Here is a 24,379-nt window from a genome sequence, read left to right on the forward strand (position 1 = left end):
AGAGGTGAGGCCGAATGCTGGAGCATCGTCCGGCCCCGCTGTGGTCCGGGACATAACGATGAGATTCGCCGGACAGAGGGCCCTCGTTCCAGCTCTCCCCTTTCCCGGACCTCCTTCCGCTGACGCTCCAGTCGTCCGGGAAAGGGGAGAGTGAAACACCCGCCCGATACACGCGGGCCGCCGACGGGCCCCGTGCCGGCAACGCCGCTCAGCGCCGTCCGACCGCCGATCCGCTGAAGCGGCCGGCGCCGGGCGCGTCCTCGGGCGCGCCGCTGTGGAAGCGGGTCGACACCGCGCCGGCGGGCGCCGAGACGAGGCCGGCGGGCGGGGTGCCGCCCTTCGGCCGCTGGATGATGCGAACGGTCGCGGCCTCGACCGCCGGCGCGGCCGCCGCGGCGCTGAACAGGGCGCGCAGCTGCGCCTTCTGGTCGGTGGGCGCCGGTGCGGGCGGCACGGGCGCCGTCCGGAGGCGCGGCTGGAGCATGGCGCCGAGCGCCGCCGGATCGGCCTCGGCCGAGGCGACCTGGATCGAGGCCGGGCGGGCGGGCGGCAGCGGCACGGTGACGGGCGGCGGCGCCGCGACCAGGGCCTCCGCCAGGGCGGCGAATTCCGACGGGCGCCGGGGCGGCAGCGGGGTGGAGGCGAGCGTGGTCCTGGCAGGTGCCTCGGGGGCCGGCTCGGCGGCGCGCGCGTCCGGCTCGGGCGCGGCGGGGGAAGCCTCCGCCGGGGCGGGCACCGGCTCCGGCAAGGCCGCCTGGCGCGGGACCGGCTGCGGCAGCAGGGCCGTGGGCGCGGCCGGCGCGGCGTAGGCCAGGGCGTCGCGGGTGCCGGCATCCTCCGGCTGGGCGCTCGCCAGCGCCACCGGGCGGACGCGGCCGGCCCGGCCGGACAGCACCACCGGCGCGGGCGGCGGGGCGGCGGGCTTCGATCCGCCGAACAGCATCGCGAAGAACTGGCCGACGACGTTCGGGCTGTCCTCCTCGTCCGCCGCGGCGATCGCCTGGCTCACGCCCATCACGCTGCCGCCGCGGGCCAGGATCTCCGCCTTGGCGACCTCGTAGCCCGGCATCGGCCGGCCGTCGGCGGGCAGGTGGACGGTGCGGCCGTCGGGAAACAGCCGGGCGAGCTGGTCGTGGCTCATCCGCGGCCAGGAGCGCACCGAGCCGACATCGAGATGGACGAAGGGGCTGTTGGCCTGCGGGTACCAGCCGACGCCGCCGCGCTGCATCCGCATGCCGATCGCCCGGATCTGGTCGATCGAGACGTCGGCGAGGTAGAAATCCATCGCCTTGCCGAGCATGTGCTGGCTGTGCTCGGCCACCGCGCGGGAGCGACGGCGGAGCGCCGCGTTGGTCTTCGGCGAGCGGTAGGCCGAGACGACGTGGATCGCGTCCTGCGAGCCGACGGCGCGGTGGGCCTCCCACACCACGTCGAACAGGCGCGGGTCCATCTTGGTCGGCTCGTCGAGGCGCCAGTCGCGCAGGAGCCAGTTCAGCTGCTCCAGGGCGGCCCGGTCGTAGCGCCCGTCACGCTTGAACGTGATCGCGGCGCTCTCCTTGGTGTGCTCGTGGAAGATCGAGATCGTGCGGGTGTCGCCGTTGGCGACCGCGTCCTGGGTGCCGCTGGTCGAGCCGAGGACCGCCGTCAGGCAGGCGACGAGCGCCAGCGCGCCGCGGCGGCAGCGACGGGATCGACGAGAGAGGGGGTCCCGGGCCGGGTCGGCCGCCCCGCGGCCGGCACGCTTGAGCGCTCGCACGATCCCTCTTCCTCGCTCGGGCCGCGTGGCCGCCATGGTGAACACAAGGTTGCCGAGAACCGTCAACAAACGGTTACCCAGGTCCCCGCGCCAGGGTTGGCCGCAGGGCTAAGCCGCAACCATGGCAAAAATCGGCCCGCCTTCACGATCTCGTGCGCCCGAGGGAAAGAACAGCAAGGGCGTCACCTCGGGCGCCGCGCCCATCATCCCGGGGATCGGTGCCAATGGTCTTACAGCATCGCTCGCAAGTGACCCGTGTCGTGGTTCGCGCCTCATCACTATCCCCCACGGGAGTTTTCTGGCGCTGCAAAAATCTTCCCCCGTTTTCGCACTTGCGAGACGATGCCGACCGTGCTCTGGTCCGGAAGCGTCTCGGCGACCAAGAGTTTCCGAGGTGAGAGACATGTCGGACGGGCGCGACGTGTCGGGAGATCAAGACATGGGCTACCAGGGCCAGATGGCCGAACGCCTGACGCGATACGACGTCAGGCCGGGCGAGAGTTTCATCTCCGGCTTGTCTTCCGGAGCGTTCATGACGGTGCAGCTGCACCTCGCTCATTCGCGCAAGTTCAAGGGCGCGGGAATCATCGCGGGCGGGCCGTTCCGCTGCGCGGAATCGTTCCGCGGGGCGGCTTTGCTCGCCGCCGACGCCTTCCAGCTCGGCGCGCTCGCCATCGGGATGAATCCGCTGATCCCGCAGATGGCGCCGGATGCCGGCGATCTCGCGGCCCTGGCCCGGGACGCGGCGGGCGACCGCCTGATCGACCCGCTCGACGGTCTCGCCGATCACCGGCTGTACATCTTCACCGGCCGGTCCGACTGCGTCGTCTATCCGGACGTGGTGAGCCGCACGCGGGAGTTCTACCTGCACCTCGGCGTCGACCCCGCCAACATCCTGTACGACGACGTCGTCGATGCCGGCCACGCGATCATCACCGACAACCTCGAGGATTCGGCGCTCGCGGACAACCGGCCGCCCTACATCAACAACGGCAACTTCATGCAGTCGCATGCGATTCTCCGGCACATCTACGGCCCGCTGAACGAGCCGGCGGAGCACCTGATGGGGCGGCTGATCCGCTTCGACCAGAGGGAGTTCTTCGGCGGCAGCAAGCGCGCGAGCATGAGCGACTTCGGCTACGCCTACGTGCCCTCGGCGGTGCTGGCCGGGCGGGCCCAGGCCCGGGTGCACGTCGCGCTGCACGGCTGCAAGCAGGGCTACAACTACGTCAGCTACGTCCGCGGCCTGCCCGACACCGCCAATCAGCCTCCCTACGGCAACCGCTACATCACCACGACCGGCTACAACCACATCGCCGAGAGCAACGACATCATCGTGCTCTACCCGCAGGTCGAGGGGAGCGACGGCGGCGAGCTCCAGAACCCGGACGGGTGCTGGGACTGGTGGGGCTACAGCTCGTCCAACCCGCACAACCCCGACTACTACTCGAAGGACGCCGTCCAGATCCAGGCGATCGCCGCCATGCTGGAGCGCCTGGGTGGCTGAGCGCCGGACGTCGCACGAGCCAACCTCCCGCACAGGAATGTCGAGATGACCTTCGAGACCACACCGCCCGGCCCGTTCCTTCCGTTCGCCGCCTTCGTGAAATCGGCCGTGAGCGCGACCGAGCAGGCGCCGGTCGCCGCGACGCCGGTCGCCGCGCCCCTGCGCCACACGGTGCTCGTCGGCGAGCTCGCGACGCGCAGCACCGCCAACGCCGTCGGGACCGCGCAGCTCCTGTCGGAGAGCCCCGACTCGGACACGATCGGCGAACTCTACGAGATGCACGGCGCCTTCGTGAAGCAGCTCTGCAAGATCGACCAGGACTGGCGGGCCGGCTTGCTGCGGGTCTACGAAGGCTCGCTCCAGCTGCGCAAGGCCAACACCCTGTCGAAGGTCATCGAGCAGGAGTACAACCTGATCGGCCAGTACGGCGACCTGGCGACGAACTACATGACCAGCGTGACCACCCTGATCGACAACACGACCGTCGGATACTCGTACTGGCTGAGCAAGAAGATCCAGGCGGCGCGCTCCGCGAAGGCCACCGCGGCGGCGTGACGGGTCCGGCCGCCGGCGCCGCTCAGCCGGTCCGCTCCTGACCCGGGGCCGGCGCCGCCAGGAGCGGCGCGAGCCAGCGGGCCGCGAAGGGGTCGCCGCAGGGGCCGTGGAGCGGCGGGCGCAGCCGCAGCAGCACCTGGATCACCGCGCTGTGCAGCCCGGTGCAGGCGCTCCACTCCACCCCCGCGCCGGGATCGGCGAGGAGCAGCGCGGCCAGGGTCTCGGCCTCCTCCACCGGGCAGGCGCCCTCGAGGCGGATCAGCTCACCGTCGCGGCGCACGCTCACGGCGCCCCCTCCCCTTGCCCTTGCCCCTCTCCTTGCCCGACCAGGGTGTCCGGATCGAGCACCAGCAGCACCTGGCCGTCGCCGGCGAGCGTGGTGCCGGCGAGGCCCGGCAGGGCGGCGAGACCGGGCAGCGGCCGCACCAGCCCGTCGAGGCGGCCGGCGAAGCGGTCGACCTCGACGGCGACGCGCTCGGTCCCGAGCCGCAACACCGCCAGCCGCGCCTCGGCGGGTGCCGCCCCGGTGCCTGCCTCGAGCAGGTCGGCGAGGTGGAGCACCGGCACCGTCCGGCCGCGCAAGACCGTGGCGGCGCCGAAGCCGTGGTCGCGGATGGTATCGCGGCTCACCCGTGCGAGCTCGTCCACCGCCTCCATCGGCAGGGCGTAGAGTTCCGGGCCGATCCCGACGAGCAGCAGCCGGGCGAGGGACTGGGCGCGGGGCAGGATCAGCCGGACCGTGGTGCCCTCGCCGATCCGGCTCTCGACGGTGCAGCGACCGCCGAGGCGCGTGACGGCCTCGCGCACCGCATCCATGCCGACGCCGCGGCCGGAGACGGCGCCGACCTCCAGGGCCGTCGAGAAGCCGGGGGCGAAGATCAGGTCGATCACCCCGGCGGCGTCGAGGGCGGCTAGGTCAGCCGGCGCCATCAGCCCGCGGGCGGCGGCGCGGGCGCGGATCAGGGTGGGATCGAGGCCGCGCCCGTCGTCCGACACCGAGACCACGACCCGCTCGCCCCGGCTCTCGGCCCGCAGGACGATCCGGCCCGCCGCCGGCTTGCCGGCGCGGGCCCGCGCCTCGGGCGGCTCGATGCCGTGGTCGACGGCGTTGCGCAGGAGGTGCAGCAGGGGCTCGAACAGCCCCTCCGCCACGTCCCGGTCGACCTCGGTCCCCTCGCCCTCCAGGCCCAGCGCCACCTCCCGGCCGAGCCCGCGGGCGATGTCGCGCAACGGCCGCGGGAAGCGGCGGAAGACCCGCGCCAGGGGCTGGAGCCGCAAGGCCACCGCCTCCCGGTGCAGCTCGGCCGAGAGCCGCCCGATGCGCTCGTCGCTCGCCCGCAGGGCGGGGAGCAGGGCGGCGGCATCGACTCCGGCAGCCGCCCTGGCGACCACCGCGCCGAGGGCCGTACGGGCGGTGGCGAGATCGTCGGCCAGGGCCACCAGGGCGTCGATCCGGCCGGCATCGACCCGCAGGGTCCTGGGCGCCGTCTCGGCGCCAAGGGCCGTCTCGGCGCCAAGGGCCGTCTCGGCGCCGGTGGCTGCCTCGGCCGGCGCCGGCTCCGGCGCCAGGGTCACGGCCGTGACCTGGTCGCGCACCAGGCGGAACACCGCGTCGACCTCCCCCCGCGGATCCGTGGTGAGCAGCGTCAGCGCGAGGTTGCAGGCGAAGACGTCGAGGGTTTCCGCCGGCGGCCAGGGGGCCGCGGGGGCGATGTCGAGGGCGACGAGCCCGGGCAGCCGGCGCACCAGGCCGACGGGGTCGTCGCCGCCGAAGAAGCAATCGGCCCGCGGGACGTAGCGCAGGGCGACGAGGGCGCGGTCCGGCCGCGCGGACAGACCCGCCAGCAGGCCGGCGGCCCAGCCGGGGACCGGACCGGAGATCGCGTCGGCCGGCGTCGGATCGGGGGGCGCACCCGCCGCCAGCAGGGTCCGGAAGCCCGCGACGATCCGGGCCGATTCCGCCGCGCTTCCCGAGGGCAGCGCCCCGGTCGCGGCGATCGCCTCGGTCCAGCGCGCCGCGGCGTCGAGGGTGGCGAGCGCCGCGTCGACGAGGGCGGGGCCGGTCGCGAGCCGCCCGGCGCGGGCGGCGTCGAGCCCGTCCTCGGCGGCGTGGAGCGCCGCGAGCATGTCGGGCCAGTCGAACAGGGCGGCCGAGCCCTTGAGGGTGTGGATGGCGCGAAACACCCGGTTCAGCACCGCCGGATCGGGGGCGCCTTCGAGGGCCAGCAGGTCGTCGGCCGCGGCCTGGATCAGCTCGCGCGCCTCGGCCACGAAATCCGCCACCATGTCGTCGGCGCGGCCCGCCTCAGCCATGCGCGTCCTCCGGGCGCTGGTAGACGATCGCCTCGGGGAAGCGGCGGGTGAGGAACCGCGACGGGATCCGGGCCATCGATTCGGTGTGGCCGAGGCAGAGGAAGCCGCCCGGCCGCAGGGCGGCGAACAGGTTGGCGGCGGCGGTTCGCCGCGAGGCGTCGTCGAAGTAGATCAGAACGTTGCGGCAGAACACGATGTCGAAGCGCCCCTCCTGCGCCATCCCGGCCCCGTCGACGAGGTTGCGGCGGCTGAAGCGCACCGAGCCGCGCAGTTCCGGCAGGATGCGCCAGGACGGCGCGCCCGCCCTCCCCTCCTCCGGCGTGAAGTAGCGGTCGACCAGGGCGGGCGGCAGCCGGCCGAGCGCCCGGGCGCCGTAGCGCCCGGCCTCCGCCGCGGCGAGCGCCCGGGTGTCGATGTCCGAGCCGACGATCTCGATCTCCCACGCGTCGACCGCCGGCCAGTGCTCCAGGAGCCAGATCGCCAGGGAGTAGGGCTCCTCGCCGGTGGCGCAGGGCATCGACCAGATCCGGATCGGATCGCCCGGATCCCGCCCGGCGGTGATCGCGGCGAGGAGCGAGCCGGTGAGACAGTGCAGCTGGTGCTCCTCGCGGTTGAAATAGGTCTCGTTGACCGTGAAGGCGTTGACGAAGAGCTGCACCTCGCCGTCGATGTCGGCCTGCAGCCGGGCGAGGTAGGCCGGCAGGGCGTCGGCGCCGGTGGCGCGCATCCGCTCCAGCACCCGGCGCTCGACGAAGGCGCGCCGGTTTCCCGGCACCAGGATGCCGGTCTGGCGGTAGAGCAGGTCGCAGACCCGCGCCAGGTCGGGCTCGGCGAGCGTCGCGTCGATGTCCGACGTCATGCGACGAGCGCCGTCAGCTCGGCCGCGATGGCCTCGAGCGGCGCGACCACGCTGGCGCCGCCGGCCCGCACCAGCTCGCCCGGCATGCCCCAGACCACCGCCGTCGCCTCGGCCTCCGCGATGGTGCGCCCGCCGCGCGCCCGCAGATCCGCCATGGTGCGGGCGCCGTCGCGGCCCATGCCGGTCATCAGCACCCCGACGAGGCGCTGCGGCGGCACGAGATCGAGGGCGCTCGCCACCAGGCGATCGACGCTCGGATGCCAGGGATAGTCGGCCTGGGCCGGGGCCGGCGCCGCCATCAGGCCGCCGGGCCGGCGCACCACGATCACGTCGGCGTCGCCGCGCCCGACATAGACCCGGCCCGGCACCAGGGGCACTGGCGCCGTCACCTCCTGCACCTGGAGCGCGCAGAGCCCGTCGAGCCGGCGGGCGAGCGGCCCGGTGAAGGTCGCCGGCATGTGCTGGGCGACGACGATCGGCCAGGGGAAATCCCCGGGCAGCTCACCGAGGAGGGCGGTGAGCGCCGGAGGCCCGCCGGTCGAGGTCCCGACCAGGACGAGGCCGCCGGCCTGGTCCGCCGGCACGGACGGGGCCGGCTCCGGGGCAGGATCCATCGCTGGCGATACTGTCCGCGCTGCGGGGCGCGGGGCGAGATCGGCGTGGCGCGCGCGCAGGCGCGCCGCGAGCCCGTGGGCGGTGCGCGGCCGGGCGCGAGCGGCCGCCCGCACCTTCTGCACCAGCAGCGGCGCGAACCGGTCGAGGTCGAGCGACACCGCGCCGGCGGGTTTTTCGAGCACGTCGACCGCGCCCCGCGCCAGGGCGTCGAGGCTTGCCTCGGCGCCCTCCCGGGTCAGCGAGGACAGCATCACCACCGGGCAGGGCCGCTCCAGCATGATCCGGTCGAGGCAGGCGAGCCCGTCGAGCCCCGGCATGGTCACGTCGAGGGTCACGACGTCGGGGGCGAAGCGGGGCAGGAGGTCGAGGGCGTCGAGCCCGTCGCGGGCGAAGGCCAGCTCGAAATCGCCCTCGGCGGCGAAGATGCCGCCCAGGACCTTGCGCATCAGCGCCGAGTCGTCGACCACGAGGAGGCGGATCATGCAGCAAGCCTCCCGGCGAACGCGGCACGGAGGAGGAGCGCGGCGGGGTCGATCAGCGGCAGCGGCCCGTCCGGCAGCTCGGCGACCCGGGTCACGGCGGGGTGCCCCTCCGGCGCCGGCCGGATCGCCCCGGTCCGCGGCCGCACCAGCCGCGCCGCGCCGTCGACGAGGAGGCCGGCCTGCGCGCCTCCGGCCTCAACCACCACGAGGCGCTTGAAGCTGCCGCCGGGCGGCAGGCCGAGGCGCCGGCCGAGGTCAAGGATCGGCAGCGCCCCGCCGCGGACCGCCAGCATCCCGGCGAGGTCGTCCGGCGCCCGGGGCACCCGCACGAGCGCGTCCGGCGCCCGCTCCACCCGGCGCACCGCCCCGGCGGGCAGGCCGTAGGCGCGCCCGGCGAGGTCGAGGACGACGACCGCCTCGCTGCCGGCGGTGACGGGGACCGCCCGGGCTGGCTCGGCATCCTCGGCGAGGCCTTGCGGCGACAGGAGGCAGACGAGGCTCCCGTCGTCGAGGCGCACGAACCCGGCCGCGAGATCGCCCGCCGGGCCGGCGCGGCGCAGGGCCCGGGGTACCGGGTCGATCGTCTCCGGCCGCACCCGCAGCACCGGCCCGATGCGGTCGGCGACGAGCCCGACGCCGCCGAGCACCGCGACCCGGGTGCCGGCTCCGCCCGCGAGCCCGAGCCGGGCGGCCAGGCCGACGAGCGGCAGCGCGCGCCCGCGCCACGGCATCGTGCCGAGGGAGGCGGAGCCCGCATCGGAGGCCGGCACGACGGCATCCGACCGGCGCGTCACCGCCTCGACCGCGTCGAGCGGCAGGGCGTAGGACCGCCCGGCGGCCGTGAGCGCCAGGAGGGAGACCCGCGGCGGCTCCGGGGGCGCGGCCTGGCTGCGGGACGTGCCGGCCTCGCCGGCGCCCCCCGCCCGCCGCGGCAGGAGGCTCGCGACGAGCCCCGGCAGGTCGAGGATCGCGGCTCCGCCCGGATCCGCCGCGAGGCCGACGATCCCGGCGACGAGGAGCCCGACCGGCCCGTCCACCTCGGCCACCACCATCCGGCCCGGTGCCGCCGGCGCCGAGGACGGCGCGCGCAGCCGGGTGAGGTCGAGGACCGGGAGCGTCGCGCCGCGCGTCTCGGCGAGGCCGGCGAGGAATGCCGGCGCGCCCGGCACCCGGGTGAGCGCCGGGACCGGCGCCAGGGCGCGCACGCGCGCGGCCGGGAGGGCGACGCGCGTGCCGTCCCCGCCGAGGGCGACGAGAAGGACGCGCTCTCCTCCGGCCTCAGCCATCCGCCTGCAACTCGTCGGCGAGCAGGGCGATCTCCTCGACCGCCGCCGCCAGGTCCTCGGCCCCGCGGGCCTGCTGGCGGGCGGCGGTGGCGGCCTCGCTCGAGGCGCGGTCGGCCTCCTCGGCGGCGGCGGCGATCTGGCGGGCGCCCGCCGCGATGCCGGCGGCGGCGGTGAGGATGTCGTCGGCCCCGCCGGCGATCTCGCGGTTGGCCTGCTCCAGCTCGGCCACGTCGGCCGCGACCGCGGCGAGGCCGGCGGTCAGGGCCCGGTTCTTCGCTACCTCGGCCTCGGCGGCGGCCACTGCGCGTTCGAGCGCCCGGCGCAGGGCGGCGGCGCCGTCCCGGATCGACCGCAGGGTGGCGCGGATCCGCTCGGCCCCGGCGCTCGCGTCGCGCGACAGCGCCCGGATGTCCCCTGAGACGAGCGCGAAGCCCTGGCCGGCCTCGCCGGCGCGGGCGGCCTCGATCGCGCCGCTCACCGCCAGCATGCCGATCTGCACCGCCACGAGGGCGATGCCCTCGGCGATCGCCTCGATGCGGCCGGCGCCGTCCTCGATCGTGCCGAGGCGGTCGAGGGAGGCGCGCATCCCGTCGAGGGCCTGCCCGACACCGTCGGCGAGGCCGCCGAGGGTGGCGCGGGCCTCGCGCAGGGCCTCGGCCAGGGCCGCGACCTGCGCCAGCGCGCCGTCGGCGCCGGTGCGGGCCTGCGTGGCGGCGCTCTCGACCTGCGTCATGGCGGCCGCGGATTGCCGGGCGGCGGCGCTCTGGACGGTCAGGCCGCGGCTGATCTGCTCGATCGCCGCGAGAATCTGGGCGGCGGCGCCAAACAATTCCTGGATCGAGGCCGAGAGCGCGTCGGCGGCGCCGGCGATCGCCTCGGGGTTGGCGCCGGCCGCGTCCGCCTTCTCGGGGGCTGCGCGGTCCGCGCTGCCGCCGCCCAGGGTCTCGGCGAGGGCGGCCAGCGCCTCGGCGGTGGCCTGGCCCTGGTCGAGGGCTTCCGTCTGCTGGGCCACCGCGCGCTGCGCCTCCGCTGCCGCGGCCGCCTGCTCCTCGGCCGCCGCCGCAACCTGCTCGGCGCCGTTCTGCGCCTCGCGGGTGGTCGTCTCCGCCCGGAGCGCCGCCGCCAGGATGGCCTGCGCGCCCTCGGCCAGGATCCCGAGATCGGCCCGCGCCGCTTCGAGCCGCCGGGCAGCCCCCGCCCCCGAGGCGGCCTCCGCCACCGCCCGCGCGGCGGCGTCCCGGATCGCGCCGCCGAGGGCCCGGATCTCGGCCCGGATCGCCTCGGCGCGCTCGCGCACCTCGCCGGCGCCGGCCTCCACGGTCTCGGCCAGTGCCCGCACCTCGTCGGCGACGACCGTGAAGCCGCGGCCGTGCTCGCCGGCCCGGACCGCCTCCAGGGCGGCGTTGAGGGCGAGCAGCCCGGTCTGGTCGGCGATCTCCGCGACCGTGCCGGTGACCTCGCCGACGCTCGCCGCCCCGCGGTCGAGGTCGTCGGCGATGGCGACCGTCGCGGCCTGGCGCTCGGCCTCGGCCTCGATCGCCGCGACCGACTGGTTCGCCTGGACGCTGGCCTCGGCGAGGACGGACTGGAACGCGGCGGTGCGCTGGCGCGACAGGTCGGCCCGCTCCCGCGCCTCGCGGAAGCGCCCGACGATCGCCGCCACCGCGGCGAGGGACTCTTGCGCGGCACCCGCGGCCTCCTCGGCCCCGCCGGCGATCTGCTCCATCGCCCGGCGCAGCTCCTCGGCCGCCGCGGCGGCCTCGGTGACGCCGGCGGCCAGCTCCTCGGTGGCGGCACCCAGGCGCTCGGTCGCCTTCTGCCGGCGCGTATCCACCGGCTCGCGGCGCGTGCCCGTCCGCTCGCGGGTCCGGCCCGGCCGGGGCGCCTCCGCCTCCGGCGCCGCGGGCGTAGCGTTCCGCGCCGCGAGCTTCGCCTTCTTCACCAGTGCCATCGCAGCCAAACAACCCGCTCGCGCCTGCGCCGGTGTGCCGGAGGCGCGGCCCCGCGGCAAGCGCGACGGGGATCTCCGGCTGGGGAGCGTGTCGCGGAATCCCGCTCCTCGTGCCGGCAGGGCGCCCGCGCCGCATCGGTTAGGGCTTCCTTAACCACGAGCCGCGATGGTCCGCTCAACTGAACACCGAGGAGGTCGGGATGGATCACTTCGAGACGAGCATTCGCGAGCGGGCCTACGCCCTGTGGGAGCGGGACGGCTGCGCGCCGGGCCGCGACGAGCATTACTGGCGCCTGGCCGAGCAGGAGCTCACCCGGGAGGAACTGCGGGCCGAGGCCCCGGTCGCCGAGGCGGTCGCCGCCAAGCCCGTGCGCAAGCCGGCGGCCCGCAAGCCGGCCGCCGCGAAGAGCGCCGCGGCCAAGGTCGTGGCCGAGGTGTCCGAGGCCGCCGCGAAGCCGGCCCCGCGCCGGCGCCGCGCGACTGCAGCGGCCGAGAACGTCACCACGCATTAACAATCGATGTCGGGCGCGAGCCGCGTCCGACCCGGTTATCATACCAAGTGGCCCAAGATGCTGACGCATCGGGCCATCGATCCATCTCAAATTTTCGACACTAAGCCAAAGGCTTAGCGAAAATTCGAGAACGGAACCAAAGGTCGTTTGCAACGACCGTTGGTATCAGCCCCTTCCGCCCTGCGGGAGGGGTTTTTCGTCTAGGGCCCCGGCCGGGACCGCGCCGCGGCGCCTCACCCGCCACAGCAGCCCGACGAGGGCGACGTCGATCAGGCCGAGGATCGCCAGGGCGCCGAACGTCGCGTCGGCGCCCGCATGCGCGATGAGGTAGGCGCCCACGGACGGCGCGACGGCCTGGGCGGCGAGGCTCGGCTTCGCCAGCCGGCCGAGCAGGGCGGCGTAGCGCTCGGGTCCGAACAGGGCGAGCGGCAGGGTGCCGCGGCCGATCGAGTAGAGCCCGTTGCCGGCGCCGTAGACCACCAGCACCAGGCCCGGCGCCGGCAGCCCGCTCCCGAGCAGCGCGAGGCCGGCCGCCATCAGCACCACCGCGACGGTGAGCGTCCAGATCGGGTGGTGCCGGCTGCGATTCGCCACTTCGAGGAGCCGCGCCCCGACCTGCGACGGCCCGACCAGGGTGCCCAGCGACACCGCCGCCGCCAGCGACAGGCCGCGATCCTGCAGCAGCGTCAGCAGGTGCACCGAGAAGATCGAGGTGGCGATGCCGGTGCAGGTCACGATTCCCGCCAGCACCAGGAAGACCGGCCGCTCGGCGGGATCGAGCGCCACCGCGTCCGACCGGCCGCTCCCTGCCGCCGGCCGCGGGTCGGCGGACGGGACCGCGCCCAGGATCAGCGGCAGGCACACGCCGAGCTCCAGGGCGGCGTAGGTCAGGCAGGTGCCGCGCCAGCCGAGATGCGCGAGCAGGAAGGCCGAGAGCGGCCAGCACAGGGTGCTGGAGAACCCGCCCCACAGGGTCAGCGTCGTGATCGCCGGGCGCGCGTCGGCGCCGTAGAGCCGCCCGAGGGTGGCGAAGGCGGCATCGTAGAGCCCCGACCCCATTCCCGCGCCGATCACCAGCCAGCCGAGGGCGAAGACCGGCAGATTGGGCGCGAGGCTCAAGATCACCAGCCCGGCGGCGAGCAGCAGGGTCGAGACCGTCAGGACCGGCCGCCCGCCGCGACGGCCGATCGTCCGGCCGGCGAACGGCGCGACGAGGCCCGCCGCCAGCATGCCGGCGGTGAGGCTGCCGAAGATCCAGGGCAGCCCCCAGCCGGTCTCCGCCGCGATCGAGGGCCCGAGCACCGTCAGCAGGTAGTAGCTGCACCCCCAGGCGAGGATCTGCACGATGCCCAGCGCCGAGATGACCGGCCAGCGCCGCTGCGGGATCATGGGAGGCCCGGCCCCCAGACCGGTGCGCGATCCACGAAAACGTCCATCGGTGGCGGCCTCCCGCGGCGGACATTGCCGATGGCCGGCGCCCGTCCCCCGCATCCTTTGCCAATCTCTAACGAGTTCGCGGGACACTCGTCCACAGGAGTCCGGCGGGGTTGTGGAACATCCCCGGAACGCCCATCTAAGATGCTGATTTGCTTTGCCCTTCCGTGCGTCGTGCTGGCACCCGGGGCGCAAATCGGCTAAGCCGTCCGGCGAGAGAGTGTGAGCCCGCGCGGGCCGCGACGAGAGACAGACCTTGGCAGAGAACGACCCGACCGGCGCCCCCCCGCCCGCGACCGACATCAAGCCCGTCTCGATCACCGACGAGATGCGCCAGTCCTACCTGGCCTACGCGATGAGCGTCATCGTCAGCCGGGCCCTGCCGGACGCGCGCGACGGCCTCAAGCCCGTGCATCGCCGCATCCTGTACTCCATGTACGAGAACGGCTACCTGCCGGACCGCAAGTACGTGAAGTCGGCCCGCATCGTCGGCGACGTGATGGGCCAGTATCATCCGCACGGCGACCAGTCGATCTACGACGCCCTCGTCCGCATGGCCCAGGACTTCGCCATGCGGCTGATGCTGGTCGACGGCCAGGGCAACTTCGGCTCGATCGACGGCGACCCGCCGGCGGCGATGCGCTACACCGAATCGCGCCTCGCCAAGCCCGCCATGGCGCTGCTCGAGGACATCGACAAGGACACCGTCGACTTCAACCCGAACTACGACGAGTCGAAGGACGAGCCGGCGGTCCTGCCCGCCCGCTTCCCCAACCTCCTCGTCAACGGCGCCGGCGGCATCGCGGTCGGCATGGCGACCAACATCCCGCCGCACAACCTCGGCGAGGTGATCGACGGCTGCATCGCCCTCATCGACGATCCGGCGATCACCATCGAGGGCCTGAACGACATCATCCCGGGGCCGGACTTCCCCACCGGCGGCTCGATCCTCGGGCGCTCGGGCACCCGCTCGGCCTACATGACCGGCCGCGGCTCGGTAATCATGCGGGCGAAGTCGCACATCGAGGAGCTGCGCAAGGAGCGCGAGGCGCTGGTCTTCACCGAGATCCCGTATCAGGTGAACAAGGCGTCGCTGGTCGAGAAGATCGCCGATCTGGTGCGAGAGAAGCGCGTCGAGGGCATCGCGGATCTTCGCGACGAATCCGACCGCGACGGCATGCGCATCGTGGTCGAGCTGAAGCGCGACGCCGTCGCCGACGTGGTGCTGAACCAGCTCTACCGCTACACCCCGTTGCAGACGAGCTTCGGCTGCAACATGGTGGCGCTGAACGGCGGGCGCCCGGAACTCCTCAACCTCAAGGACCTGATCCAGGCCTTCATCGACTTCCGCGAGGAGGTCGTGTCGCGCCGCACCAAGTTCCTGCTGAACAAGGCGCGCGAGCGGGCGCACGTGTTGTGCGGCCTCGCCATCGCGGTCGCCAACATCGACGAGGTGATCCGGCTGATCCGCACCTCGCCCGATCCCAACACCGCCCGCGAGGCCCTGATGGCCCGCGACTGGCCGGCGGAGGACATCGCGCCGCTGATCGCGCTGGTGGACGACCCGCGCCACCGGGTGAGCGAGGACGGCACCTACCGCCTGTCCGAGACCCAGGCCCGCGCCATCCTCGACCTGCGGCTGCAGCGCCTGACCGCGCTCGGCCGCGACGAGATCGGCGACGAGCTGAAGCGGCTCGCCGACGAGATCGCCGACTACCTCGACATCCTGCGCTCGCGCGCCCGGATCATGGGCATCGTCAAGCACGAGCTCGCCGAGGTACGGGCCGAGTACGCGACGGCGCGCAAGACCGAGATCCTGGACTGGGATTCGAGCGTCGAGGACGAGGACCTGATCCAGCGCGAGGACATGGTCGTGACCGTGTCCCACGCCGGCTACATCAAGCGCGTCCCGCTCTCGACCTACCGGGCCCAGCGCCGCGGCGGCAAGGGCCGCGCCGGCATGTCGATGCGCGACGAGGACTTCGTCACCCGGCTGTTCGTCGCCAACACCCACACCCCGGTGCTGTTCTTCTCCTCGCAGGGCCAGGCCTACAAGGAGAAGGTGTGGCGGCTGCCGCTCGCGGCGCCGAACGCGCGCGGCAAGGCGCTCGTCAACATCCTGCCCCTCGACCAGGGCAAGGAGCGCATCACCACGATCATGCCGCTGCCCGAGGACGAGGCGTCCTGGGAAACCCTCGACGTGATGTTCGCGACCGCGTCGGGCAGCGTGCGCCGCAACAAGCTGTCCGACTTCGTGCAGGTCAACCGCAACGGCAAGATCGCCATGAAGCTCGACGAGGGCGACCACATCGTCCACGTCGAGATCTGCACGGAAGCCGACGACGTGCTGCTGACCACGGGCGCGGGCCAGTGCATCCGCTTCCCCGTCACCGACGTGCGGGTGTTCAAGGGCCGCGATTCCACCGGCGTGCGCGGCATCAACCTCGCCAAGGACGACGAGGTCATCTCGATGACGATCCTGCGCCACTTCGAGGCCTCGCCCGAGGAGCGCCAAGCCTACCTCAAGCGCGCCAACGCCGACCGTCGCGCCACCGGCGAGGCGATCGAGCTGCCGGCGGCGCCCGAGCCCGAGGGCGAGGAGGCCGCGGCCTCGATCGACCTCGAGCAGGACCGCTACATCGCCATGGGGGCGGCCGAGCAGTTCGTCCTCACCCTGTCGGAGCGCGGCTTCGGCAAGCGCACCTCGTCCTTCGAGTACCGGACCTCCAACCGCGGGGGCAAGGGCATCAAGGCGATGGAGGTCAACGCCCGCAACGGCACCCTCGTCGCCTCGTTCCCGGTCGAGACCAGCGACCAGATCATGCTGGTCACCGATGCCGGCAAGCTGATCCGCGTGCCCGTCGACGACATCCGGGTCGTGGGGCGCGCCTCGCAGGGCGTCACGGTGTTCAACACCGACAAGACCGAGAAGGTGGTGTCGGTCGAGCACATCGAGGGCGAGGGCGAGGCGGAGGCCGAGATCGAGGGTGATGGCGGGGAGGTCGAGGGGGGCTGATCTGATCGTAGTTTCGACCAAACTCTCAACGTCTAAAACCAGAGCGCGATTCCCCTCTCCCGTGTGGGAGAGGGGTTAGGGGTGAGGGTGACACGCTCCAGTGTGAAACTCAGACTGTTGTGCGGGTAGCTCAACTGTCGAGTTCTATTCTGAACCGTGTCACCCTGCGCGATCTTCGATCGCCCCTACCCCTCTCCCAAACGGGAGGGGGGATCCCGCGATTTCCTGAAGTCATTCAGTGCAGCGTCCGATCACTTCCCGAAATCGACCTTCGCGCCCTTCTCGACGTGCTTCGCAAGATCGCGCGCGTCCCAGTTCGTCAGCCGGACGCAGCCGTGCGACTCGGTCTTGCCGACCTTCTCCGGCTCGGGCGTGCCGTGGATGCCGTAGCCGTCGTTGCCCGAGAGATCGATCCAGACCACGCCGACCGGGTTGTTCGGGCCGGGCTTGATGGTGAACTTGTGCTTCGCCTCGACGCCCTTGAACTCGTATTTCGGGTTGTAGGTGTAGGTCGGGTCGAAGGCGACGCCCTCGACCTTCAGCACGCCGCTCGGGGCCGGCTTCTCCTCGCTGCCGATCGAGGCCGGGTAGAGGTGGACCAGCGCCCCGTCCTCGGCGTAGGCGCGGACCTGGAGCGCGTCCTTGTCGACCTCGATGCGGGTGACCTTCGGGGTCTGCGGCAGTTCCTTCGCCGGGATGCGCCCGGTCTCCAGCGGCGCCACCGCCGCGACCGTGATCACCGTGCCGGCCTTGGTCAGGGCCGCGTCGGGGTTGAGGGCCTCGAGCAGGCCCTTGCTCATGTGGAAGCGCTCGGCCAGCATCTCGGCCGGCGAGGTGTAGGACATCGCCTTCAGGTCGGCCTGCTCCTCCATCTTGGGCGGAATCTCCTCCACGAACGGGCCGGAGACGTCCTGCTCGGTCAGCGTGTACTGCGTCACCGCCGGGTCCTGGCTCGTACCGGACAGGGCCTGCCACAGCGGCGCGTCGAGATCCTTCGCGGTGGGCATGCCCTTGGCCTTGGCGAAGCCCGCGAGCGCCCCGCGCAGGTTGTCGCCGTCGCGCCCGTCGATGGCGCCGGGCGAGAAGCCGGCCCGGTCGAGGAGCACCTGCACCCGCACCATCAGCGGGTCGGCGCGCTTCTCGGCGGCCTTCGCCTCCTTCTTTCCTGCCTCCTTGCCGGCCTCCTTGCCCGTCTCCCGGCCCTTCTCCTGCCCGTCGGGCGCCGCGGCGCCGAACTGCGCCTGGTTGATCGCGTCCGCCGTCAGGCGAGCGTCCGCGGCGCCGGCCGCGCTCGACAGACCCACAACCAGCAGAGCCGCCCCGAGCCTCGCCGTCCCCCGCATCGGACACACTCCCGCTCATGAAGCCGGCCAAGGAGCCGGCCAAGAAATCAGCCGAGAAACCAGCCTGGAAATCAGTTGACCCTAGAAGCGCTGGAAGCGCCCTCCCGTTCCCGTCATCGTCGCGCTCACTGGCACAGGCGGTGGCCAGCGGGGCGCTCGCGCTCGTCGAGGTGGAGGTGGTTGGCGTGGGCGGCGTCGGAGCCCGGCCCGAGCACGGTGCGGAAGAAGCCGCAGGCGCGGGCCCGGACCGCGGCCTCGAACGCCGCCTCCGGCGTGCCCTCCCGCGTCGCGCCCACCATCACCGGCGCCCGGCCCTCGACGGTGAAGCCCATCACGTCGACTCCGTTGGCATAGGCGTGCTCGCTGAGCTTGGCGGTCGGATCGTGGTTCTGGCCGCGGCACTCGTAGGAGCCGCCGATCTTGAACGTCTGGGGCGCCTTGCCGAGGGTCTGCTCGGCGATCACCCGCACCTCGGTGCTCCAGCGGCCGAGCGCCTCGGCGGCGACGCAGGTGAGCGTGGCGGCGGGCGCGAGCGCGACACCGTCGGGCAGGGCCGTCACCCGCAGGGGCTTGGCCGCCCCGCACAGGCCGTCGGAGAGCGGTGCCACCGGCTCCGCCTTGACGCCGAGCCGGTCGAGCCGGCGCAGGCAGGCGGTGTCGTCGGGCACGATCGTGGCGGGGGTCGGCGCCGGGCCGGAGGGCACGTCGGTGGGCCGCTCGGGCGGCAGCGGCGCCGGTTCGGGGATGGGCGGCGCGTCCTTGGCGGCGTCCTTTGCGGTGTCCTTGGCAGGCTCCTTGGAAGCACCTTCCTTCGCCGGTTCGGTGGCCGTCGGGCCCTTCGCCTCCTCGGGCCGGGGTGGCGGCAGCGGCACCTGCTCGGCCGGAACCCGGCTCAAGGCTGGTGGAGCGGCGGGTGCCTGGGCCGCGGCCGGCCCTGCCAGGATCACGCCCCCAGCCAGCGCGGCGAGGATCCGCCCCATGATCGTCCCCGGCATCGCACCCTCCCCCAGGCCCGCTTCCCGTCGCGCGCTTCCCGTCGCCCGCTCCTCAACGGGCATCCAAGCGTGGCCGTTCCCGCGCACCATGCCGCGCTCGCGCGATCCCGGCCGCGCTTGCGCGCCCCGCCCCAGGGTCTATCGTCGCCCGCCCAATCAGCGAGAGGACCAGCATGCGCGGCGTCACGGCGGAGCACGAGCCCAACCCCTTCTCCGAGCCGGCCTGGACCACGCCGCACGGGCTGCCGCCCTTCGAGCGCATCGCGCCTGCGCATTACGAGCCGGCGTTCGAGCGGGCGCTCGCCCAGCACGTCGCCGAGATCGAGGCGATCGCCGGCAACCCCGAGCCGCCGACCTTCGCCAACACGATCGAGGCGCTGGAGCGCTCAGGCCAGGCCCTGCGGCGGGTCTCCTCGACCTTCTTCAACCTCACCGGCAGCCACACCAACCCGGACCTCCAGGCGGTGGAGCGGGCTGTGGCGCCGCGGCTCGCCCGCCACGGCAGCGCGATCTACCTCAACCCCGATCTGTGGGCGCGGGTCTCGGGCATCACCGAGGACGGCCTGTCCGACGAGCAGAAGCGGGTGCGCGAGCGCTACCGCCTGCGCTTCCGCCGCGCCGGCGCCGAGCTCGACGCCGAGGCCAAGGAGCGGATGGCGGCGATCGCCGCGCGGCTCGCCGAGCTCGGCACCCAGTTCAGCCAGAACCTGCTCGCCGACGAGGCCGCCTTCGCGCTGGAGCTGAAGGCCGAGGACGACCTAGCCGGCCTGCCGCCCTTCCTGCGCGCCGCGGCGAGCCGGGCGGCCGAGGAGCGCGGGCTGCCGGGCAGCCACGTCGTCACCCTGTCGCGCTCGCTGATCGACCCGTTCCTGGTGTTCTCGACCCGCCGGGACCTGCGCGAGCGCGCCTACGCCGCCTGGATCCGCCGCGGCGAGAACGGGGCCGAGACCGACAACCGGGCGATCATCATCGAGACCCTGCGCCTGCGCGCCGAGCGGGCGCGCCTTCTCGGCTATCCCAGCTACGCCGCCTACCGCCTCGACGACACGATGGCGGGCAGCGCCGAGGCCGCGGTCGGCCTCCTGGAGGAGGTCTGGGCGCCGGCCCGCCGCCGGGCGCAATCCGAGCGCGACCGGCTCCAGGCGCTCGTCCGCGAGGACGGCCACGGCTTCGACCTCGCGCCGTGGGACTGGCGCCACTACGCCGAGCGCCTGCGCCGGCGCGAGCACGCCCTCGACGAGGGCGAGATCAAGCCGTACCTGTCCCTCGAGGGCATGATCCAGGCCGCCTTCGACACCGCGCACCGGCTGTTTGGCCTCTCCTTCCGCGAGCTGCCGGACGTGCCGCGCTACCACCCGGAGGTGCGCGCCTGGGAGGTCGCCGACCGGGACGGGCGGATGATCGGCCTGTTCCTCGGCGACTACTTCGCGCGGGCGAGCAAGCGCTCGGGCGCCTGGATGAGCGGCTTCCGCTCGCAGGAGCGCCTGACCGGCGAGGTCACGCCGATCATCGTCAACGTGATGAACTTCGCCAAGGGCGGCGAAGGCGAGCCGGCGCTCCTGTCCTTCGACGACGCCCGCACGCTGTTCCACGAATTCGGCCACGCCCTGCACGGTCTGCTTTCGAACGTGACCTACCCGATGCTCGCCGGCACCGCGGTGGCGGGCGACTTCGTCGAACTGCCCTCGCAGCTTTACGAGCACTGGCTGGAGCAGCCGGAGGTGTTGCGGGCCCATGCCCGCCACTACCGCACCGGCGAGCCGATGCCCGAGGACCTGCTGGCCCGCCTGCTCGCCGCCCGCACCTTCAACCAGGGCTTCGCCACGGTGGAGTACACGGCGTCGGCCATCGTCGACCTCGACCTGCACCTCTCGGGGCAGGCCGAGAGCGGCATCGATCCGCTGGCCTTCGAGGCGGAGTCGCTACGCCGCATCGGCATGCCGGCCGAGATCGCGATGCGCCACCGCACGCCGCACTTCCAGCACATCTTCGCCGGCGAAGGCTACGCGGCGGGCTACTACAGCTACCTGTGGTCCGAGGTGCTGGACGCCGACGCCTTCGACGCCTTCCGGGAGGCCGGCGACATCTTCGATCCCGCCACCGCCGAGCGCCTGCGGACCTACGTCTATGGCGCCGGCAACCTGCGCGACGCCCGCAGCGCCTACACGGCGTTCCGCGGCCGGCTGCCGAGCACCGGGCCGCTCCTGCGCAAGCGGGGGCTGGCGGCGTAACCGCTACCGTCGCAGCAGCCGGCCCATGCCCGCCGAGGCGGCTAGCCACGCCGCCTCGGTCAGGAAGGCGAGCGCGGCGGCCGCCGCCGCGCCCTGGACCAGCGCCAGGTTGTTCTGCGTCTGCAACCCGACCACGATCGGGGTGCCGAGGGTCTGGGCGCCGGCGAGCGCCCCGACCGCGGCGGTCGCGACGGCCAACACGAGCACCACCCGCAGCGATTCGAGGATCGGCCCGGCGGCGAGCGGCAGCTCGACCCGGAGCAGCGTCTGCGCGGGCGTGAGCCCCAGCCCGGTCGCCGCCCGGCGCACCTCGTCGGGCACGGTGGCGAGGGCGCCGACGGTGCCGCGCATCACCGGCATCAGCCCGTAGGCGGCGAGCGCCAGGAGGATCGGGGCCGCGCCGAAACCGATCACCGGAAGCGCCAGCGCCACCACCACCACCGGGGGGGCTGCCTGGGCGGCGGCGGCCAGGGTGTCGAGGGTGGCGCGCGAGGAGGCCCCGGCGCGGGTCGCCAGGATGCCGAGGGCGAGCCCGGCCCCGCCGGCGAGGCAAAAGCCCGCGAGCGCCAGGACGAGGTGCTGGCGCGCGAGCCAGGCCAGGCGCCCGGCCGGCACCGGGGTGCCGGCCTGGAGGCCGAGTGCCCGGACGACGAACCCGGCGACCTCCGGCAGGCTCAGGCCGGCGAGGCTCAAGCCCAGCAGCAGGGGCAGGAGGGCGCGGTGCATGCGAGCGCGGGTCACGCCGGCGCCCTCCCGCTGGCGAGGAGCGCGAGCCCGGCATCGACCGCGAGCGCCAGCCCGATCACCGGGAGCGCCCCGAGCAGGATCAGGTCCTGGGCGAACTGCGCCATGCCCTCGAAGACCAGCGCCCCGAGACCGCCGGCCCCGACTAGGCCGCCGAGGGTGGCGAGCCCCACGCTCTGCACCGCCGCGACCCGCAAGGACCCGATCAGCACCGGCGCGCCGAGCGGCAGGCGCACCCGCAGCAGTACCTCGCGCGGCGTGAGGCCGATCGCGCGGGCGGCGGCGAGCACGTCGGGATCGGCGGCGGCGAGGCCGGCGGCGAGCCCGCTCACCAGCGGCAGGGCGAGGTAGGCGGCGGTGCCGATCACCGCCGGCACCGGCCCGATGGCGGAGAGGCCGAGGCCGCGCAGGGCCGGAACGAGGGTGAGGAGGCCGGAGAGCCCCGCCACCAGGGCGGCGAACAGCGCGAGCGCCGGCACGACCTGGATCCCGCCGACGAGCCCGTCGACGAGCCGCGAGCCCGGCCCGTCGCGCAGGCGCAGCAGCGCGAGCGGCACGGAGACGACGAGGGCGAGGAGGAGCGAGGCGGAGGCGAGCCCGAGATGCTGCACGACGGCCCCCGCCACGGCGCCTGCCCGCGCCCGGTACTCGACCGCGAGCGAGAGGGAGTCGAGGAGCCCCGCCCCCGCGATCGCCAGCGCGAGGCTCAGGCACAGCAGGGCCCCGATGAGACCGCCCCGGCGCGGCAGGGCGGTCCTGGCCGCCTCTCCGGCGAGGCCCGAGAGCGCCAGGAGCGCGAGCCAGGCCCCCGATCCGAGGGCGGCGCGGGCCGCCGGCGGCTTGCCCGCGAGGAGCGAGGCCGCCCCCTGCCCGGCCCCGAGCAGCAGCGCGCACCAGGCGGCGAGCACCGCTGCGAGCGCGATCCACCCGCGCCACGGCCGCGGGGGACCCGCGAGCAGCACGGACGCGGCGACCGCGAGCCCGCTCGCCGCCATCCCCGCAACACCGCTTCCGACCGGGCTGCCCGGCACGAGGCGGTTCGGCGCTAGGGTGAGGAACGGCAGGCCGGCGAGAGCCGCGACGGCGAGGCCGGCTGCCGCCAAGGGCAGCCAGGCGACGGGTCGCTTCGGGGTGTCGACCGTGAGGGTGCCTGACGTCATGGGGACAGGGTTCCGAGGTAGCGGCGGGCGACCACCTCCGGGGTGTCGCCCTCGACGGCGATCTGGGCGTTCAGCCGCCGCAGGGTCGCGAGGTCGAGGCCGGCGAAGATGCGGTCGAGGGCGGGGGCGATCCCCGGATAGCGCTCGAGGACCGCGGTGCGGAAGACCGGCGCCGGCTCGTAGACCATCTGGGCGCCTTCCGGATCGCTCATCACCGCGACGTCGAGGGCGGCGATCGCCCCGTCGGTGCCGTAGACCATCCCGGCATTGACCCCGCTGATGCCCTGCGCCGCGGCCCGCAGGGTGACGGCGGTGTCGCCGCCGGGCAGCATCACGATCCGCTCCCGCGGCATCACGAAATCGTAGGCCCGCTCGAAGGACGGCAGCGCCGCCGGGCTCTCGACGAACTCGGCGGAGGCGCAGAGCTCGATCAAGCCGCGGCGGACCGCGCCGGCGAAATCGGCCATCGTGGCGAGGCGCTCGGCCCGGGCGAGGTCGCCCTTCACGGCGATCTGCCAGGTGTTGTTGGCGGGGGCGGCCTTCAGCCAGGTGAGGCCCCGCCCAGCATCGAAGGCCTTCGCTCCCACGTAAGCCGTGTCGGCCCGGCGCCAGCGCGGATCGGCGTCGGTGCCGGAGAAGAAGGCGGCGTTGCCGGTATATTCCGGGTAGGCGTCGATCTCGCCGGCGGTGAGCGCGGTGCGCACGATGCGGGTCGGGCCGAGCTGGAGCCGGGCCGTCACCGGCACGCCGAGCCGCTGGAGCACCATCACCATCAGGTGACCGAGGAGCGTGCCCTCGCCGTCGACCTTCGAGGCGACGACGACCGGACGGTCGGCCCGCGCGCCCGTGGCGAGGGTGAGGCCGGCGAGCCCCCCCGCGATCAGGGCCCTCCGATTCAAGGGGTGGGGAGTATCTGGCCGCCGCTGCATCGCGTCCCAGGTCCGTGCGCTTGACATGTCTGGCTTTCCGGGCGACGGCTCACCGGCGCAGGTCCTGGCGGCCGGCGCGGACCCGCCTGGGTTGCGGGCGGAGGGAACCCCTGACGGTCGAGCGGTTGCCGCTGCGGCAGGGACAGGTCGATCGGGCCTCGATACGGGGCGATGAGGGAAAGAACTCCGGCGTGGGCACGGACACAAGCGAAGACCTCCTGAACGGTGCCCGCGTCCTCGTCGTGGAGGACGAGGCGGCGATCTCGATGCTGCTGGAAGACATGCTGCTCGATTTCGGCTGCGAGGTCGTGGGTCCGGCGGCCCGGCTGAGCAAGGCGCTCGAGATGGCCGAGAGCGAGAGCTTCGTCGTCGCGATCCTCGACGTCAACGTCGCCGGCGAGCCGATCTACCCCGTCGCCGAGGCGATCGTGCGCCGCGGCCTGCCGCTCGTGTTTTCCACCGGCTACGGCGGCGCCGGCATCCGCGAGCCGTTCCGCGACCGCCCGGTGGTGCAGAAGCCGTTCAGCCAGCAGGACCTCAAGCGTACCCTGATCGCCGCGATCGCCGCGGGGGGCTGAGGCGCGGGCGCTCGAGGAGCCCGGATGTCCGAGGGTTTTTCGAGGCTGCCGGTCCGGTAAGCGTGATCTCGAGCGGCCCTGCGCAAGCGCTGGATGAGAACCGGCGCCTCTTC

Annotated in this window: 19 protein-coding genes; 6 read left to right on the forward strand and 13 right to left on the reverse strand. The window is 73.9% G+C overall.

Annotated features, from left to right (window positions below):
* Nucleotides 1-208: 208 nt before the first annotated feature.
* Nucleotides 209-1,792, reverse strand: coding sequence for a DUF882 domain-containing protein (locus ACS5PV_RS00965; RefSeq protein WP_455393875.1), 1,584 nt, complete (start codon nt 1,790-1,792; stop codon nt 209-211).
* Between the two features lie 367 nt (nt 1,793-2,159).
* Here ACS5PV_RS00965 and ACS5PV_RS00970 point away from each other — a divergent pair, with 367 nt between their 5' ends.
* Both ACS5PV_RS00970 and ACS5PV_RS00975 read left to right on the forward strand, forming a co-directional pair.
* A complete protein-coding gene (locus ACS5PV_RS00970; RefSeq protein ID WP_455393520.1) occupies nt 2,160-3,263 on the forward strand; it encodes an extracellular catalytic domain type 2 short-chain-length polyhydroxyalkanoate depolymerase in 1,104 nt (367 codons plus the stop codon).
* Nucleotides 3,264-3,308: 45 nt separating this feature from the next.
* Nucleotides 3,309-3,818, forward strand: a complete 510-nt coding sequence (locus tag ACS5PV_RS00975; protein WP_455393521.1) for a hypothetical protein — start codon at nt 3,309-3,311, stop codon at nt 3,816-3,818.
* Nucleotides 3,819-3,840: 22 nt separating this feature from the next.
* Here the strand turns inward: ACS5PV_RS00975 and ACS5PV_RS00980 are convergent, their stop codons facing one another.
* From ACS5PV_RS00980 to ACS5PV_RS01005, 6 genes are read right to left on the reverse strand one after another with little or no spacing between them, the layout of a single operon-like run.
* Entirely contained in the window at nt 3,841-4,104 is a 264-nt protein-coding gene (locus ACS5PV_RS00980) for a hypothetical protein (RefSeq protein WP_455393522.1), read from the reverse strand.
* The gene (locus ACS5PV_RS00985) at nt 4,101-6,131 is read right to left on the reverse strand and encodes a chemotaxis protein CheA (protein WP_455393523.1); all 2,031 of its coding nucleotides are present in this window, start codon (nt 6,129-6,131) and stop codon (nt 4,101-4,103) included. The genes ACS5PV_RS00980 and ACS5PV_RS00985 overlap by 4 nt, the downstream gene beginning before the upstream one ends.
* Nucleotides 6,124-6,990 carry a CheR family methyltransferase gene (locus tag ACS5PV_RS00990; protein WP_455393524.1) on the reverse strand — a complete coding sequence of 289 codons (867 nt, stop codon included), beginning with the start codon at nt 6,988-6,990 and terminating at the stop codon, nt 6,124-6,126. The genes ACS5PV_RS00985 and ACS5PV_RS00990 overlap by 8 nt, the downstream gene beginning before the upstream one ends.
* The gene (cheB, locus tag ACS5PV_RS00995) at nt 6,987-8,087 is read right to left on the reverse strand and encodes a chemotaxis-specific protein-glutamate methyltransferase CheB (protein WP_455393525.1); all 1,101 of its coding nucleotides are present in this window, start codon (nt 8,085-8,087) and stop codon (nt 6,987-6,989) included. The genes ACS5PV_RS00990 and cheB overlap by 4 nt, the downstream gene beginning before the upstream one ends.
* The gene (locus tag ACS5PV_RS01000; RefSeq protein WP_455393526.1) at nt 8,084-9,373 is read right to left on the reverse strand and encodes a chemotaxis protein CheW; all 1,290 of its coding nucleotides are present in this window, start codon (nt 9,371-9,373) and stop codon (nt 8,084-8,086) included. The genes cheB and ACS5PV_RS01000 overlap by 4 nt, the downstream gene beginning before the upstream one ends.
* Nucleotides 9,366-11,324 carry a methyl-accepting chemotaxis protein gene (locus ACS5PV_RS01005; protein WP_455393527.1) on the reverse strand — a complete coding sequence of 653 codons (1,959 nt, stop codon included), beginning with the start codon at nt 11,322-11,324 and terminating at the stop codon, nt 9,366-9,368. The genes ACS5PV_RS01000 and ACS5PV_RS01005 overlap by 8 nt, the downstream gene beginning before the upstream one ends.
* A gap of 200 nt (nt 11,325-11,524) precedes the next feature.
* Here ACS5PV_RS01005 and ACS5PV_RS01010 point away from each other — a divergent pair, with 200 nt between their 5' ends.
* Nucleotides 11,525-11,836, forward strand: coding sequence for a DUF2934 domain-containing protein (locus ACS5PV_RS01010; protein WP_455393528.1), 312 nt, complete (start codon nt 11,525-11,527; stop codon nt 11,834-11,836).
* Nucleotides 11,837-12,001: 165 nt separating this feature from the next.
* Here the strand turns inward: ACS5PV_RS01010 and ACS5PV_RS01015 are convergent, their stop codons facing one another.
* A complete protein-coding gene (locus tag ACS5PV_RS01015) occupies nt 12,002-13,225 on the reverse strand; it encodes an MFS transporter (protein ID WP_455393529.1) in 1,224 nt (407 codons plus the stop codon).
* Between the two features lie 301 nt (nt 13,226-13,526).
* Here ACS5PV_RS01015 and gyrA point away from each other — a divergent pair, with 301 nt between their 5' ends.
* Nucleotides 13,527-16,286 carry a DNA gyrase subunit A gene (gene gyrA / locus ACS5PV_RS01020; protein WP_455393530.1) on the forward strand — a complete coding sequence of 920 codons (2,760 nt, stop codon included), beginning with the start codon at nt 13,527-13,529 and terminating at the stop codon, nt 16,284-16,286.
* A gap of 251 nt (nt 16,287-16,537) precedes the next feature.
* Here gyrA and ACS5PV_RS01025 read toward each other — a convergent pair whose 3' ends face one another.
* Both ACS5PV_RS01025 and ACS5PV_RS01030 read right to left on the reverse strand, forming a co-directional pair.
* On the reverse strand, nt 16,538-17,629 hold the full coding sequence (locus tag ACS5PV_RS01025) for a L,D-transpeptidase family protein (protein ID WP_455393531.1): 1,092 nt from the start codon (nt 17,627-17,629) through the stop codon (nt 16,538-16,540).
* Nucleotides 17,630-17,754: 125 nt separating this feature from the next.
* Nucleotides 17,755-18,624: an extensin-like domain-containing protein gene (locus tag ACS5PV_RS01030; protein ID WP_455393532.1), complete on the reverse strand. Its 870-nt coding sequence runs from the start codon at nt 18,622-18,624 to the stop codon at nt 17,755-17,757.
* Between the two features lie 173 nt (nt 18,625-18,797).
* Here ACS5PV_RS01030 and ACS5PV_RS01035 point away from each other — a divergent pair, with 173 nt between their 5' ends.
* Nucleotides 18,798-20,855: a M3 family metallopeptidase gene (locus ACS5PV_RS01035; protein ID WP_455393533.1), complete on the forward strand. Its 2,058-nt coding sequence runs from the start codon at nt 18,798-18,800 to the stop codon at nt 20,853-20,855.
* A gap of 3 nt (nt 20,856-20,858) precedes the next feature.
* Here ACS5PV_RS01035 and ACS5PV_RS01040 read toward each other — a convergent pair whose 3' ends face one another.
* Genes ACS5PV_RS01040 through ACS5PV_RS01050 form a run of 3 tightly spaced genes read right to left on the reverse strand, consistent with a single transcriptional unit; the run spans nt 20,859 to nt 23,658 of the window.
* A complete protein-coding gene (locus ACS5PV_RS01040) occupies nt 20,859-21,581 on the reverse strand; it encodes an ABC transporter permease subunit (RefSeq protein WP_455393876.1) in 723 nt (240 codons plus the stop codon).
* An 11-nt stretch (nt 21,582-21,592) separates the two neighbouring features.
* Nucleotides 21,593-22,759 carry an ABC transporter permease subunit gene (locus ACS5PV_RS01045; RefSeq protein ID WP_455393534.1) on the reverse strand — a complete coding sequence of 389 codons (1,167 nt, stop codon included), beginning with the start codon at nt 22,757-22,759 and terminating at the stop codon, nt 21,593-21,595.
* Complete coding sequence (locus ACS5PV_RS01050) at nt 22,756-23,658, reverse strand: glycine betaine ABC transporter substrate-binding protein (RefSeq protein WP_455393535.1); 903 nt, start codon at nt 23,656-23,658, stop codon at nt 22,756-22,758. Before ACS5PV_RS01050 ends, ACS5PV_RS01045 begins: the two co-directional genes overlap by 4 nt.
* Before the next feature lie 221 nt (nt 23,659-23,879).
* On the opposite strand from ACS5PV_RS01050, the gene ACS5PV_RS01055 reads away from it, so the two are divergent.
* Entirely contained in the window at nt 23,880-24,266 is a 387-nt protein-coding gene (locus ACS5PV_RS01055) for a response regulator (RefSeq protein WP_093564427.1), read from the forward strand.
* Nucleotides 24,267-24,379: the final 113 nt, after the last annotated feature.

The sequence above is a fragment of the Methylobacterium sp. Gmos1 genome (assembly GCF_053764715.1).